Source organism: Alcanivorax xiamenensis (assembly GCF_009846745.1).
Taxonomy (GTDB): domain Bacteria; phylum Pseudomonadota; class Gammaproteobacteria; order Pseudomonadales; family Alcanivoracaceae; genus Alloalcanivorax; species Alloalcanivorax xiamenensis.
Genome location: NZ_AQPF01000003.1, coordinates 118,472 through 133,645 on the forward strand (window position 1 = coordinate 118,472; position 15,174 = coordinate 133,645).

Consider the following 15,174-nt stretch of genomic DNA (forward strand, 5'->3'; position numbering starts at 1 on the left):
TCTCCCACCAGGCGGAAACCGCGGCCGATGAGCGAATCGCAACTGGAAAGTCCGGATTTTGTCGAGCGCTTGCGCCGCGGTGACCGCGCTGCTTTTGCCCTGTTGGTAAAGCACTACCATCCCCGGCTTCTCAGTACCGCCCGCAGCCTGCTGCAACCGGCGGACGCAGAGGAGGCGGTGCAGGACGGCTGGATCGCCGCCCACGGCGCCCTGGCCCGTTTCGAGGGCCGCAGCACCCTGCTGACCTGGCTCACCCGCATCGTCATTAATCAGGCCCGCATGCAACTGCGCCGCCACGGCCGCGAGATCCAGTTTGACCCCACCGAGGACACCGGCGACGCCCTGGCCCACCGCTTTCGCGGCGACGGTCACTGGCGGACGCCGCCACTCACCTGGGAACTGCACGGGCCGGACGCGTTATTGACCCGGGACGAATTGAAGCGCTGCATGGACAAGCATCTTGGAGCCATGCCGGAGAACCAGCGCCTGGTACTGGAGCTGCGCGATATTCAGGGCCTGGATTTCGATGCTATCTGTAACATTCTCGAGATCAGCCCATCCAATGTCCGGGTACTGCTGCATCGCGCCCGCACGCGGCTGTTCCAACTGGTGGATCACTTTCAGGAGACCGGCGAATGTTGAAGTGCAAAGAAGTGGTACAGCGCGCCGACGCCCTGGTCGATGGTACTCCGTTGAGCCTTGGAGAACGCCTGGCCCTGCGCACCCATCTCATGATCTGTCGCCACTGCCGCCGCTACGTGCGGCAGTTGGACGCGCTTACCGAGCATCTACGCCATCAAGCCCCGGATGCCCCTCTTGGTGATGACCAGGTGGACGCCATCCTGGCGCGATTGCCGCGCCGCCCTTCCTGAGCGGCGCTGTTTGTAACATTCACACCACCACGGCATCTCTATTCCGACTTCCATAAAACAGGATGCCGGCATGTCATTCCCCTCTGTTCTTGGCCTTCGCGTCCAGGCGCTGCTGGAGCGCGCCCGTACTCTGGACTTCCTGGCGCCCCTGGCGCTGAGGTTATACCTGGCACCGGTGTTTTTCAGCGCCGGTCTCAACAAACTGAACGCCTTCGACGCCACCGTCGCCTGGTTCGGTAACCCGGATTGGGGCCTGGGCCTGCCCTTTCCCTGGCTGCTGGCATTCCTGGCCACCGCCGCCGAGTTGATCGGTGGCGTTATGCTGCTTCTTGGCCTGGCCACCCGCCTGATCAGCCTCCCCTTGATGGCCACCATGCTGGTCGCCATCTTCGCCGTGCATTGGCCCAACGGCTGGTTCGCCATCGCGCCGTCCAACGCGGAAACCAGCATGGCACGCCCGCTGGCGGCGCTGGGCATTCCCGCCGCCGAGGCAAGCCTTGAGAACAGCGCCGGCGTCGGCGAACGATTGACGCAGGCCCGTGCTCTGTTACGGGAACATGGCCATTATGATTGGCTAACGGAGAAAGGCACTTTCGTGGTACTCAATAACGGCATCGAGTTCGCCGCCACTTATCTGGTCCTGCTGATGATCTTGTTTTTCCATGGCGCGGGCCGATTTCTGAGTCTGGATTACTGGGCATCCCGCCTCATCAGTGGCCTCAGTTCCGCTGTCCCAGCCAGAGAGCCGTTAGAGCGGCCCGGCTCCTGACATTGAACTTACGATAGATACTGCCGACATGTTTATGAGTGGTGTCGGCTTTCTGATCCAGCTTTTCCGCGATCTGTTTTTCCGCCAGGCCGGTCAACAGATGATGCATCACCTTTTTTTCGGTGGGCGTGAGTGGCTGACGGGCGATCAGCAGACCGTGCCCCAGCAGTACTTTTTTGTGGAACCAGCCCAGGCTGCGCAACGCCTCCACGGCGATATCCAGTTCCGCCTTGCCAAATGGCTGTTCGCTGCCGACCCGGTTGAAGCAGAAATAGACTTCGGTGTCGGCATTGACCGGTGCCGCCACGAAGAGGGTATCGGTGATGTTGCGGCGTTGATAATAATGCCGGTAGTGCGGTCCGTTGAAGAAGGCCGCCGAAACGTGGTCCCGCATCAACGTGGCGCGAAAACGCCCGGCCTTGCGCACATGATTGCGCGTACTTTCATCCACCGGGTATTCCCCCGCCTCGAACTTTTCCATGTTGTTCTTCACCACCGACTTGTCGTCGGGCATTTCCTTGTAGAAAAACATGGGGCCGGGCCGCCAGCCCAGCATGGGGTCCTTGTTGGCATCCAGATGACCGAGCAGGAAACAGCTGAGCCAATAGCCATGATCGGCATCAATCAGCTCGCTGATGGATTCCAGCAGGTAACGCAGCCCATCCGTCCCCAGCAACGGCTCGGGAAAATCGGCCAGTCGGTCCCAAATACGATGAATGTGCTCGCGAACAGTATTGGACATGAAGCGGATTATTATTGATCCCCAAGGTCGGCTTCGTCTCCATTCTACCCGTTTCCCGCCACGACATAGCAAGCCCGGTCGGCTCATCTCCTGTTTCGCATTCGTTTGCGTTATGGTTTCAATAAACTGAAACAAGAGGTGGATCATGGGCGTTCGCTGGTGGTTAGGCCGCCATCTGGTGCGTTATCTGGGCCGCGACCGGCCGCATCTGTCGCTGGCCCCCGCCACCGGGCTCCAACTTCTCGCGGACACGGTGCAAGTGGGTGACGTCCTGCTGGTGGAAGGTACCAGTCGGTTCAGTTCGGCGGTGAAATATCTGACCCAGTCCACCTGGTCCCACGCCGCGCTGGTGGTCGCCACCGCCCCATCCCCGCGACACTGCCGCCTGATCGAGGCAGACCTCGAACAGGGCGTGCGCGAGGTTCCGCTTGATCACTACCAAGGCTTTCACACCCGGATCTGCCGCAGCGTCGGGCTCACCACTGAAGACCTGTCGCGGGCGGTCAACTACGCCCGCGAGCGGGTGGGGTACCGCTACGACCTGCGCAATATCGTCGATCTGGCCCGCTACCTGATTCAGACACCGCCTGCTCCCAGCCGCTGGCGCCGCCGCATGCTGGCATTGGGCAGTGGCGACCCCACCCGCGCCATCTGCTCGACGCTGATCGCCCAGGCGTTCCAGTCGGTTCGCTACCCGATCCTGCCCGACGTCGAATGGGAAAATCAGTGCGATCCGGCCCAACAAAGCTATTGCAGGGAGATCCTGCATATTCGCCACTACAGTCTGTTCGCGCCGAGAGATTTTGATATTTCACCGTATTTTCAGGTGATCAAGCCGTCCCTGCGGGGTTTCGATCCCTATCGGGTCAATTGGTCACCGGAAAGCGCGGCGACGGCATCGGATCACTGAGCCGCTTGCTGACGCCGCCGGGCCCGCTAGAAGTCCAGGCTGTATCCCACCGTCACGACACGGCCACGCCCTTTGAAATACTGGCTGTTGGTGGTGGTCCCGGATTGCGAGAAGTAGGTGAAATAGTCCTCGTTGAACAGGTTTTCCAGTCCCGCGCTCAACTGCCCTTTCGGTAATTGATAGATCAGGCCCAGATCCACCAGGTTGTAGCCCTCGAAGCGTTTCTCCGGCTCATCGAAATGGCGGCTGAAATAATGGGTTCCCTGAATCTGGGAGCGCAGCTTCCCGGTCCAATTGGCCTGCCACCGCAGCGTCAGCCGATCCGGCGCCACATTGCGTCCATCCAGTTTGGTATCCACACGACCGTCCTCGTTGCTGTCATAACGGCCGCGAACTTTGGCGTAGGTGGCGCTGAGGCGGTGATTCTCCAGAACCTGCCAGCCAACACTGGCTTCCATGCCATCGATCTCTGTCTTCTCCCGGCGCACCTTGGTGAAGCCATCGGCACCTTGTTCGAGACGCTGCCCCAGATCAGAATCAGATTGGTAATAGCTGACCTCAAAGTCCACCGGATGCTGGTGAAACCGCAGCCCGATCTCCCTGTTTTCGGTAATGATGGGACGAAGATCGAGGAATTTCTCGATGTCGGTGTTGGGATCGTCGATCTCGCGCAACACCCGGCCCACGTCCGGCAGCCCGAAGCCTTCCGCGTAGCTGGCGAACAGCTGCCAGCCGTCCGTGATCTGATAGGTCAGGCCGGCGTTATAGAGCGTTTCATCATAGCTGGGGGTGCCGCCGGTAATGCGAGCGCCGCCATAGGACGCCAGCGTGGTGAAGTCATCAACATCCAGCTCGGCGTACTCGTAGCGAACACCGGCCTGGGCGGTGAGCCGGTCATTGACTCGCCAGAGTCCCTGCAGGAAAGGCGCGATATTGCGGAATTGTGTCTCCGGCACCCACTCCCGATGAGTCAGCACCATGATCTGGCTGGTCTCGTCCTGAATCACATCGAAACCGGCAGTGAGTTTGACCCGGCCTTCGAAAAGACCATCCCGGTTCAACGTGAACTTGCCACCAATCTTGTCAGCCTCGTTTTGCGATTGATCGTACAGATTGTTACCGGGATCAATAGACGGATCCTGAAATACGGAGAAAACACCTCCGCCGTACCGGGCCCGGAACCGTTGGGTATAAACCTGGGCCTGCACGTCGTTGCCAAGGAAGTCACGGTGGTGATAGTTGAGACTGGTGGTCAGCACTTCGTTGCGGGGCGGTTTGCCGCCGGGGTCCCCCTTGACCGAGGTGGTGGGCCTGCCGATGGAGCGATCTCCATCCACGGTTATGTAGTCGTGGTTGCTTTCGAGAAAAAAGCGGTTGGCGGTGAATTGCAGATTCTGATTTTCATCGAACCAGTAGCCGATCTTCACCATCACGTCATGGCCCTGGGAATCCATGATATCGCCCTGGCTGCGGTCGATACCCACCGGGTCGCCCTTGGCGTCATGGAATAGACCCCGGGAGTGATAAGTGACGCCGGCGAGGTAGTCCCAGTTACCGGCGATGCCTTCCACCCGGTAGCTGCCCATGTAGCTGACACTGTCGGAATCGGCGTCGGTGGGGGCGCTGATACTGGTGGCGACATGCTGGCTGACATCGTCGCCTCGCGGGCGCCGGGTGACGAAATTGATGATGCCACCGGTGGCGCCCAGACCGTGCTCGGCGCTGGCGCCATGAATGACCTCAATGCGGTCCACCAGGGACAAATCAATGGTATAGCTTCCCCGGCTGCTGTCCCTCAGCGGGTTTGACTGCGGTACACCGTCGATCAGAAACAGCGGTTTGCGGCCACGGAAGGTCTCGCCGTAGTTGGTCAATTTTTGCCGGCTCGGCGCATAGGAGGGAATCAGGCTGCTCAGCACCAGGGACTGGTCACTGGTCATGGCCATCTGTTCCTCGATCTGCTCCCGGGTGATGACGGTGACTTTCTGCGGCGTTTTCCCCAATTGCGCCTGCGACCGGCTGGCGGTGACGGTCACTGGTTCCAGAACCGCCGGAGCCGCCGCGGCGGTCAGCACCACCGAGCGCTCATCCACCCGCCGCCAGCCAAGGCCGGTTCCGGCCAGCAACTGCGCCAGGGCCTGTTGCCGGGTGTAGGTGCCCCGTACGCCTTGGGTGTGACGGCCCGCCGTTGCCGAAGCGCTGGCGGAGACGATCCAACCGGATTGCGCGGCGAAACGGGCGAGCGCTTCCGCCAGAGGGCCGGCGGCAATGTCATAGTTTCGCTTACTGGTTTCCGACGTGGCGATTGGTGCCGCCTGGGCCCATACCGGGCGTTCCACCAGGCAGGGCAGTAAAAGGACGGAAAGTGCCAACACCAAGCTCTGGCGGCGAAGCCTGAAAAGCATGTCGTTCTCCTGTTTTTCGTTTTGTGCGTGGGCCTTTGTGATCTAAGCCCCGCGGAAAACGAAAACCGGAAAAAAAAGTTCGTCGCGGCTTAGCGGGAAACGATCTTACCTTCCATCAGGGACAGCGGAGCCGTGTTACGCCTTTGCGGGAACGTCGTGAAGCAGGTTCCGCAAAGGCGCAACACGGCTCCGCTTCGAGGTAACCGAGAAAGACGGATGTCCTTTCCACTCCATACCGGGATGAAGAGCATCCTTCCCTCTCTCCAGAAAGGTCCGTCGTCGTTGGCGTCCCAAACGCAGCGGTTCACTCAAAGCGGGTCTTTACGGAGGTCCACATTCCCGGTAATCCGCGATGAACCAAAAGAAAGACCGAGTTGCCCTTGAGACATAAACCCGGAGGCCACTACAGTGCTACTGTGGAGGGAATATCAGCGTGATGCGGATTCGACTTTGACCCACCAGGGTGTCAGGCGTGTCACTTTCACCGGCAAGGTCGCTTCCAGCACCTGGAGAATGCGATCCGTGTCGTCCAGCGGAAAGCCGCCGCTGAGTTTCAGATCCGCCACGCTCTGGTCATAGCGGAGCACGCCGTGCCGATAGCGGGCCAGTTCATCAAGGAAATCCCCCAGCCGACGACCATTGGCCACCAGCAGGTTGTCACGCCAGGCGCTCTCTTCCGTCGGCAGCCGCGGGTTCTCCCAACGCCCCTCGCCATCGACGATAACGCCCTGCCCGGCCTCGACCAGTCGCTCGCCGACGTCGCCAACGACGGAGCTCACCGCCACCCGGCCACGATCAACGCGCACCCGCAGTCGTCCATCGGTGAGGCGCACTCCGAAGGCGGTGCCCAGCGGCGCCGCCGAACCCAAAGCGGTGGCGACACGCATGGGGCGGGCATCCCGGGCGGTCTCCAGATACAGTTCGCCAGCCCACAGACGCAGTAGCCGGTGGTCAGCATTGAAGTCGAGAGACACCGCGCTGCGCGTGTTCAACCACAAACGGCTGCCGTCTGGCAGTGTCACTTCGTGAATTTCCCCCACCGCGGTGCGCAGATCCGCCCGCCCCAGCCCCGCGGGCCGTTGCCGCCAGCCCCACCATCCCAGCGGTGCCAGGAACAGCGCCCCGCCCAGCCCGCGCAACAGGCGCCGGCGACGGCGCCCGGCATCGCTCAGAATGTCACCCACGGACTTTACCGGCATGGCATGAAAGGCGCGGTCGATTCGCTCCACCTTGTCCCAGGCTCGTTGGTTATCGGCGCTGGCAGCGAGCCACCGGTGCCAGCGTTCCCGGTCCTCGTCACTGACATCGCCATCACCGAGAAGGGCGAACCAGCGGGCGGCGTGCTCCAACGCCTCCTCTGAGACTTCGGCGTTGCTCACGGCAGCAGCCCCGGATCCGCCTTCAAGCAGTGAAACATGGCCTGCTCGATGTAATTGCGCACCGTCCTTTCCGACACCACCAACCGCGCGGCGATATCGACATAGCGCATGCCATCCAGGCGGGACATCAGGAAAGCCCGCCGCACCCTGGAAGGCAAGGCATCCAGCAATACGTCAATGCGATAAAGGGTCTCGACCACCAGGTAGCAGGCTTCCGGCGATATCGCGACAGGCTCGGGCTGTTGCTGGAGCGTCTCCAGGTAGGCCTGCTCAATGGCTTTGCGGCGCCAGTAATTGGCCAGCAGTGCATTGGCGATACGGCCAAGAAAGGCCTTCGGTTCGCGGATAGCGGCAATGTCGTCTTCACGGCGCAGCAACCGCGCGAAGGTATCCTGGGCCAGGTCGGCGGCCAGCTCGGAGCAGCCCGAGCGCCGGTACAGCACCGCTCGCAGCCAGTTATGATGATGCCGGTAAAGCGTCTCCAGTGACGGGTCGGACATAGGCAACCGGGCTGCCGCATGGGCAGAATGGGAAATTGGACGACGAATGGAAATGATAACCATCATCAATTATCGATAACAAGAGCTCCGATGTGTTTTTCTGTATACCGTGGCGGACTCAGTGCTCCGTAACAATCGCCGTCGCCGGGCATCCAATTCATGGAACCGATAAAGGAAGACAGCAATGAGAGACGAGGTTCAGGATTATTACGGCAAACACCTCTCCGGCAGCGACGATCTGCAAACCAACGCCTGCTGTGATCAGACGCCGCCGGAACATCTGAAACCGCTGCTGACACGGCTCCATGACGAAGTGATCAGTCGCTACTATGGTTGTGGCCTGGTGGCACCGGCCGCGCTGGAGGGGGCCCGGGTGCTCGATCTGGGCTGCGGTTCCGGCCGTGACGCGTATCTGCTTTCCGCCCTGGTCGGCGAGCGGGGTTCGGTGGTGGGCGTGGACATGACCGAGGAACAATTGGCGGTAGCCCGCCGCCATCAGGATTTTCACCGTGACCAGTTCGGTCATGGCCGCAGTAACGTTATGTTTCTTAAGGGCTTTATCGAGGAACTGGATCAACTGGATCTGGAACCCGGCGGGTTCGACGTGGTGGTTTCCAACTGCGTGATCAATCTCAGCACCGACAAGGCCAAGGTGCTGACCGACCTGAAACGACTGCTGAAACCCGGCGGCGAGTTCTATTTCTCCGATGTGTACGCGGACCGGCGAGTGCCGGCGGCACTCACCCGGGACCCGGTACTCTACGGCGAATGTCTGTCGGGCGCACTGTACTGGAATGATTTCCTCAATCTGAGCAAGGACTGTGGTTTCGCCGATCCCAGATTGGTGGAATCGCGCCGCCTGACCATCGACAACCCGGCCATCGAAGCCAAACTGGGCGACATTCGCTTTTACTCGGCCACCTACCGGCTGTTCAATCTCGACGGCCTGGAACCGGCTTGCGAAGACTATGGCCAGGCGGTGGTCTACAAGGGCACGGTGGCGGAACAACCGCATGGCTTCCTGCTGGATGGCCATCACTATCTGCCCACCGGCAAGGTTTTCCCGGTATGCGGCAACAGTTGGCGCATGTTGGCGGAAAGCCGCTTCCGTTCCCATTTCGACTACATTGGCGATTTCAGCACTCATTACGGCATATTTCAGGATTGCGGCCTGAATCCGCCCTTCAACGACACAACCCCATCTTCCGGCGGCGGCTGTTGCTGAGGATCCCGACGAGGTGACGATGAACCTGAAAAAAGGACTCCTGCTGTTTCTGATCACGGCGCTGGTGGCGGCTTATTTTCTGCTGGATCTGGGCCAATATCTGAGCTTGGATTATGTGAAAGCCCAGCAGGCCGCCTTCCAACAATTGCTGCAGGATCATCCGGTAACGGTGCTTGGCGGGTTCTTTGTCTTGTATGTACTGGTCACGGCTCTCAGCTTACCGGGTGCCGCCATCCTGACGCTGGCGGCGGGGGCCTTGTTCGGGTTCTGGCGGGCGCTGATCCTGGTTTCCTTCGCTTCCAGCCTGGGGGCCACCCTGGCGTTCCTGGCTTCCCGTTTTCTGTTCCGCGATTCCGTGCAGGCCCGCTTCGGCGAGCGGCTGAAGAAGATCAACGCGGGCATGGAAAAGGACGGCCCCTTTTACCTGTTCACGCTGCGTCTGATCCCGATCTTTCCGTTCTTCATCATTAACCTTCTGATGGGTTTGACAGGGATTCGCGCCGCCACTTTCTACTGGGTCAGCCAGTTGGGCATGCTGGCGGGCACCGCCGTGTATGTGAATGCTGGCACTCAGCTCGGCCAGCTGCAAAGCCTGTCTGGCCTGTTATCTCCGGGCCTGATCGGCGCCTTCGTTCTGCTTGGTCTGTTCCCCTGGCTGGCACGTGGACTGATCCAGCGCTGGCAGGCACGGCGGGTTTACCGGGACTACCGCAAACCCCGTCACTTCGACCGCAACCTGATCGTGATCGGTGGCGGCTCCGCCGGTCTGGTCAGTGCGTATATTGGCGCCACGGTGAAGGCCAAAGTCACCCTGGTGGAGAAACACCAGATGGGTGGCGACTGCCTCAACACGGGCTGCGTACCCTCAAAAGCGCTGCTGAAGAGCGCCCGGATCGCACATCTGGCCCGGCAGGCCGACCACTATGGCTTCGACCAGATTCAACCCCGCTTTGAGTTCGCCAGCATCATGGCGCGCATCCGGCGGGTGATTGGCGACATCGCACCGCACGACTCGGTGGAGCGGTACACCGGACTGGGGGTGGAGTGTCTGCGGGGAGAAGCCCGTCTGTTGACCCCGTGGGAAGTGGAGATACAGGGCGCGCAAGGCCGCCAGCGCCTCACCGCCCGCTCTATCATCATTGCCACCGGCGCCTCGCCCTTCATCCCACCCATCGCGGGCCTGGATCAAGTGGACGTGGTCACCTCGGACACACTTTGGCAACGTGACCACTTGCCCGAACGCCTGCTGGTCCTGGGCGGCGGCCCGATCGGCTGTGAACTGGCGCAGGCCTTCGCCCGGCTCGGCAGCCGCGTGACTCAGGTGGAGATGCTCCCGCGCCTGATGCCAAAGGAAGATGAAGACGCCGCCACCCTGGTGAAAGCCGCTCTGGAAGACAGCGGCGTCAAGGTGCTGACCGGCCACAAGGCGCTGCGCTTTGAAGTGGAAGACGGCCAGTCCATTTTGTATGCGGAACACGACGGGGAGGAAATCGCCCTGCCCTTCGACACCGTGCTGGTGGCCGTGGGGCGCCGGGCTCACACCGAGGGCCTGGGCCTGCCGGATCTGGGCATCCCCACCGGGGCCAACGGCACCGTCGCCGTGAATGAGTACCTGCAGGCCCGCTTCCCCAACATTTATGCCTGCGGAGACGTGGCCGGCCCTTATCAATTCACCCATACCGCCGCTCACCAGGCCTGGTACGCGGCGGTGAACGCGCTGTTCGGCGGCGTGAAGCGTTTCAAGGTGGATTACCGGGTGATCCCCTGGGCCACCTTCACCAGCCCGGAAGTGGCACGGGTGGGACTGAGCGAAGAGGAAGCCCGGCAACAGGGTATTGAATACGAAGTCACCCGCTACGGAATTGATGACCTGGACCGGGCCATCGCCGACGGCGTCGCCCAAGGTTTCGTCAAGGTACTCACGCCCCCGGGCAAGGATCATATTCTCGGCGTCACCATCGTCGGCGAGTCCGCTTCCGATCTGATCAGCGAATATGTACTGGCGATGAAGCACGGCCTTGGGTTGAACAAAATTCTTGGCACTATCCACATCTATCCGACCCTGTCGGAAGCCAACAAGTACGCCGCCGGAGAGTGGAAGAAAAACCACAAACCGGAGCGTCTTCTGCGTTGGGTGGAACGCTTTCATGACTGGCGGCGTTGACGGAGGTATTGATGCGACCGTTACTCACCATCGCCCTGGTTCTGTTCACTCATACCGCCATCGCCTTCGACCATGGCGACTGGGACACGCTGCTGAAAAAGCACGTGCACTGGGTACGTGGCGGCGTCGCCTCACAGGTGGATTATCAGGGCATGGCCGCCGACCGGCCCCGCCTGGATCGCTATCTGGATGATCTGAGCACAGTGTCCGAGCGCCAATTCCAGGACTTCGACCGCAATCAACAGCTGGCCTTTCTGATCAACGCCTACAATGCCTTTACCCTGCGACTGATCCTGGACCAGACGCCCCACCCCGATTCCATCCGCGATATCGGCGGCCTGTTTTCCGGGCCCTGGGATCAGCGCTTCTTCACCCTGCTGGGAGAGCGTCGCACCCTGGATGAGGTGGAGCACGGCCTGATTCGCGACAATCCGGACCTCATGGATCCGCGCATTCATTTTGCCGTGAACTGCGCTTCGATAGGCTGTCCGGCACTGCGACCGGAGGCCTACACCAGCGAGCGGCTCGACTGGCAACTGGAGGACAGCACTCACCGCTTCCTCTCCGATCGCAGCCGCAATCAGTTCGATCAAGAAAGCCGACGCCTCTCGGTGTCCTCGATCTTCAAATGGTACCGCGACGACTTCGCCAATGCCGCCGGCGACCTGGGAGCCTGGCTTGCCGATTACTCCGGCCCTCTCGGGCTGACCACCAGGGATGCTGATCTGCTGCGTGACAATCGGCTGGCTATTCGGTTTCTACCGTACGACTGGTCACTAAACGGGCTTCCAACCGATCAGTAACCCGCCGCAGGCTGGACGGGCGTCAATCAAGCGGGGCACTCCCCCCCTGCTTTGCTCTTGGAGCTTCATAGAGCGGCTTTAACCATTTCGCAATAGACAACGATTCTCATTTCTCTTAGTGTCGCCTCACCCTTACAAATCATACATAACGATTACCAACAAAATGGAGAACGCCCATGCGCCCTCCGCGCCTCGGCTTGCCTGCTGCCTTACTGTCACTGACCATGACCACCGTGGCCATGGCACAAAACGATCCTCACAAACTGGACGCCGTCACGGTCACCGCCAGCCGCTCCCAGGAAAAGGTCGGGGAAACACCTCAGAAAGTGACCATTATTACCCGTCAGCAACTTGATGAGCAGCTCGCCATCACCGGTGATCAAGCTCAGGTCCTCAGCAATCTGATCCCATCCTTCAGTCCCAGCCGGCAAAAGCTCAGCGGCGCTGGCCAGACGCTCCGTGGACGCGCCCCCCTTTATATGGTCGACGGCATTCCTCAGTCCAACCCTCTGAGGCCGGGGTCGCGGGACGGCTATACCCTGGACTTATCTCTGGTGGAGCGCATTGAGGTGATTCATGGCGCCACCGCGGAACATGGACTGGGGGCGACCGGCGGCATCATCAACTTCGTTACCCGTCGTCCGCAGGGCACTCAAACCCGGCAGCATGCCGGCGCCATGCTCACCTCCCCCGATGATTTCGATTCAGACGGGCTGGGTTACAAACTCAATTATCGTCTCGAAGGCCTTCACGACAACTGGGATTTCCTGGCGGGTGTCACCTATCAATCCAGGGGAATGTTCTACGACGCCGACGGCAAAACCATCGGTGTGGACAATGCCCAGGGCGATATCATGGATTCGCAAAGCCATGACGTGATGGTGAAGGTCGGTTACTGGATCGATGATAACCAGAATGTGGAACTGAGCATTAATCGCTTTTTCCTGGAAAGCAATCACGATTACCAGGAGGTCCCGGGGGACCGCGACATTGGCATTCCCACTACCTCCCGAAAGGCGGCAGGCCTCGGAGATCCGGTCAACAATGATGTATGGACCTCCAGCCTGTCGTACAAAAATATGAATTTTCTTGGCAACAACATTCAGGCTCAGCTCTACACCCAACGTTTCCGGGCTCGTTATGGAGCGGATACCACCTACCTGCAAGATCCGAACATTGCGCCAACTGGAACTCTGGTGGAGCAATCACAAAATGAGTCCGACAAAGTGGGTGCCAAATTCACGCTGATTCGGGACGGTTTGCTGGATGACCGGCTCAAGCTCACCACCGGTCTGGATCTGTTGCAAGACGAAACCCGTCAGCGCTTGATTCAGACTGATCGCGACTGGGTTCCGGAGACTCAATTCCGAAACATCGCACCTTTCCTGCAAGCGCAGTACAAGGCCACTGACCGTATTACGATTCATGGCGGCGCCCGTTACGAATACGCCAAACTGAATGTGGATGACTTCACCACCATTTATCAATACAACGCCACCAACCCTCCAGCAAGCAAGCCGGGAGTGGCCGTTGAGGGCGGCAACCCCAGCTTTGACGATACCCTTTATAATGCCGGCGTGACGTTCCAGATCACCGAAGCCGTTCAGCTCTTCGCCAATTATTCCGAAGGCTTCGGCATGCCAGATGTGGGACGGGTTCTGCGAGCCATTTCGGTGCCCGGTCAAAGCGTCGACACTTTCCTCGACCTTCGCCCTATCGTCACCGACAATAAGGAAGCGGGCATAAGGGTGGTTCAAGGGCCAGTGGACTTCGAAGTCAGTTATTTTCGCTCCGATGCTGATCTCGGCTCGCGCCTGTCCGAAAACCCGGCCACTGGCGTGTTTGAGGTGCAGCGACAGAAAACGGAAATTCACGGTGCCGAAGCCAGTCTGGGCTGGGCATTCCGTGAAGGCCATCGCCTCGGCGCCAGCTACGCCCACGTTAGTGGCAAGTATGACAGCGATGACGACAACCACGTCGACACGCGCATGGGAGCACGTGACATTCCCCCCGATCATCTCACTTTGAGCTGGCAGGCACGCTGGACAGACCGCTTCAGTACCTACCTTCAGGGCACCCGTTATTTCAGTCTCGATTTCAATGACCCGGAAAAAAAGTTCGACGGCTACAACCTGTTTGACCTGTCGCTGGCTTATCGTCTGCCCAAAGGGCAACTCAACGCCGGCATCGAGAACTTTCTTGACCAGGACTACTTCACCTACTTCTCGCAAAGTGCCACCACCCGGTCCGACCAATATTTCAAAGGCAGAGGGCGAGTCTTTACCATAGGCTACAATCTGGATTTCTAAGGGCCATAACCTGTTATGCGCAGGCTGATCTTTTCCCTGCATCTGTACGCCGGTCTGGGGTCGGGCCTGTTGCTCGCCCTGATCGGCATCACCGGCAGTCTGCTGGTGTTCTACCCGCAGTTGGACCAATGGCTGACGCCGGCACTGACCACGCCGGCCGGCCAGTCCTCTCTGCCCCTCAACCAGATACTCGCTAATGCCAGCGAGGCAGCGGACGGCGCCGAACCCCGTCGGCTCTATCTGCCCGGCACCAGTGGCGATTACCATATGGTCCGTTTCGATACCCCAATGGACGCGCCAGGACCGCTGCAAGTCAATGTGGATCCCTACACCGGCGAGGTCGCCACCGTGCGCGCCTGGGGTGCGTATCCGATGACCTGGATCTATCGGCTGCACTACACCCTGCTTGGCGGCACCACCGGCAAGTACGTGGTCGGTGTATGCGGCATTCTGCTGGCGCTGTTCGCGATTACAGGGGTGTATCTGCGCTGGCCCAAACGCGGCCGCTGGCGGCGCGCCCTCGCCATTGAACGTGGCAAGGGCCGTTTCCGCTTCTATTTCGACCTGCACGGCGCACTCGGTTTGTACCTGTTTCCAGTGCTGCTGGTGGTGGCGCTGTCCGGGGTGTTCATGGTGTTTCGCGCACCGATCACCGCTGCCGTCGCCGCGCTGGCCACGGTGACGCCGACACCTCAACCGCAATCGACGCCATCAGGCTCCGCTCCGGTGGACCTGGACCAGGCGGTTGCCGCCGCCGCCCCGGTCTTTCCCGGAGCCCGGTTGAGCCGGGTCTACCTGCCACGTTCCGAGCGAGACAGTTACCGGCTGGCCTATGTTCTGCCCGAATCCAACTGGCAGCGCTACGCGCCCAGCTCGGTCTGGGTGGATCAGTACAGCGGCGATGTTCTGGAGGTGTGGGACGAACGCAAACTGGGCGCCGCCGATACCGTGCTGGCCTGGCAGTTTCCACTGCACAACGGCGAGGCCCTGGGGCTGCCCGGGCGCTGGCTCGTGTTGGTATCCGGTGGGTTACCCGCCCTGCTGTTCGTCACCGGCGTTTATTTGTGGTGGCGTAAACGGCGGCTGAAGTGACGCT

13 protein-coding genes are annotated in these 15,174 nt (G+C 60.4%); 9 read left to right on the top strand and 4 right to left on the bottom strand.

The features are described from left to right. The first annotated feature begins 27 nt into the window (after positions 1 to 27). The 3 genes from A6D6_RS03385 to A6D6_RS03395 all read left to right on the top strand — a co-directional run bounded on the left by A6D6_RS03385 (position 28) and on the right by A6D6_RS03395 (position 1,641). Positions 28 to 642: an RNA polymerase sigma factor gene (locus A6D6_RS03385; protein WP_159659936.1), complete on the top strand. Its 615-nt coding sequence runs from the start codon at positions 28 to 30 to the stop codon at positions 640 to 642. Then, entirely contained in the window at positions 636 to 872 is a 237-nt protein-coding gene (locus tag A6D6_RS03390; protein ID WP_133491788.1) for an anti-sigma factor family protein, read from the top strand. Before A6D6_RS03385 ends, A6D6_RS03390 begins: the two co-directional genes overlap by 7 nt. A 70-nt stretch (positions 873 to 942) precedes the next feature. Further along, on the top strand, positions 943 to 1,641 hold the full coding sequence (locus A6D6_RS03395) for an HvfX family Cu-binding RiPP maturation protein (protein ID WP_159659937.1): 699 nt from the start codon (positions 943 to 945) through the stop codon (positions 1,639 to 1,641). On the opposite strand, the gene A6D6_RS03400 is transcribed toward A6D6_RS03395, so the two are convergent. Beyond that, positions 1,592 to 2,383: a helix-turn-helix transcriptional regulator gene (locus A6D6_RS03400; RefSeq protein WP_159659938.1), complete on the bottom strand. Its 792-nt coding sequence runs from the start codon at positions 2,381 to 2,383 to the stop codon at positions 1,592 to 1,594. The genes A6D6_RS03395 and A6D6_RS03400 overlap by 50 nt on opposite strands. A gap of 145 nt (positions 2,384 to 2,528) precedes the next feature. Here A6D6_RS03400 and A6D6_RS03405 point away from each other — a divergent pair, with 145 nt between their 5' ends. After that, a complete protein-coding gene (locus A6D6_RS03405; protein ID WP_159659939.1) occupies positions 2,529 to 3,293 on the top strand; it encodes a YiiX/YebB-like N1pC/P60 family cysteine hydrolase in 765 nt (254 codons plus the stop codon). A gap of 26 nt (positions 3,294 to 3,319) precedes the next feature. Here A6D6_RS03405 and A6D6_RS03410 read toward each other — a convergent pair whose 3' ends face one another. The 3 genes from A6D6_RS03410 to A6D6_RS03420 all read right to left on the bottom strand — a co-directional run bounded on the left by A6D6_RS03410 (position 3,320) and on the right by A6D6_RS03420 (position 7,577). Beyond that, positions 3,320 to 5,698: a TonB-dependent receptor gene (locus A6D6_RS03410; protein ID WP_159659940.1), complete on the bottom strand. Its 2,379-nt coding sequence runs from the start codon at positions 5,696 to 5,698 to the stop codon at positions 3,320 to 3,322. Positions 5,699 to 6,126: 428 nt separating this feature from the next. After that, positions 6,127 to 7,077 carry a FecR domain-containing protein gene (locus tag A6D6_RS03415; protein ID WP_159659941.1) on the bottom strand — a complete coding sequence of 317 codons (951 nt, stop codon included), beginning with the start codon at positions 7,075 to 7,077 and terminating at the stop codon, positions 6,127 to 6,129. Next, entirely contained in the window at positions 7,074 to 7,577 is a 504-nt protein-coding gene (locus A6D6_RS03420) for a sigma-70 family RNA polymerase sigma factor (protein ID WP_159659942.1), read from the bottom strand. Before A6D6_RS03420 ends, A6D6_RS03415 begins: the two co-directional genes overlap by 4 nt. Before the next feature lie 184 nt (positions 7,578 to 7,761). On the opposite strand from A6D6_RS03420, the gene A6D6_RS03425 reads away from it, so the two are divergent. From A6D6_RS03425 to A6D6_RS03445, 5 genes are all read left to right on the top strand, one after another. Further along, positions 7,762 to 8,802, top strand: coding sequence for a methyltransferase domain-containing protein (locus A6D6_RS03425; RefSeq protein ID WP_159659943.1), 1,041 nt, complete (start codon positions 7,762 to 7,764; stop codon positions 8,800 to 8,802). A gap of 19 nt (positions 8,803 to 8,821) precedes the next feature. Continuing rightward, a complete protein-coding gene (locus A6D6_RS03430) occupies positions 8,822 to 10,966 on the top strand; it encodes a dihydrolipoyl dehydrogenase family protein (RefSeq protein WP_159659944.1) in 2,145 nt (714 codons plus the stop codon). An 11-nt stretch (positions 10,967 to 10,977) separates the two neighbouring features. Beyond that, a complete protein-coding gene (locus tag A6D6_RS03435) occupies positions 10,978 to 11,769 on the top strand; it encodes a DUF547 domain-containing protein (RefSeq protein WP_159659945.1) in 792 nt (263 codons plus the stop codon). Between the two features lie 176 nt (positions 11,770 to 11,945). Continuing rightward, the gene (locus A6D6_RS03440; RefSeq protein WP_159659946.1) at positions 11,946 to 14,078 is read left to right on the top strand and encodes a TonB-dependent receptor; all 2,133 of its coding nucleotides are present in this window, start codon (positions 11,946 to 11,948) and stop codon (positions 14,076 to 14,078) included. 15 nt (positions 14,079 to 14,093) lie between these two features. Next, positions 14,094 to 15,170 carry a PepSY-associated TM helix domain-containing protein gene (locus A6D6_RS03445; protein ID WP_159659947.1) on the top strand — a complete coding sequence of 359 codons (1,077 nt, stop codon included), beginning with the start codon at positions 14,094 to 14,096 and terminating at the stop codon, positions 15,168 to 15,170. Positions 15,171 to 15,174 lie beyond the last annotated feature (4 nt).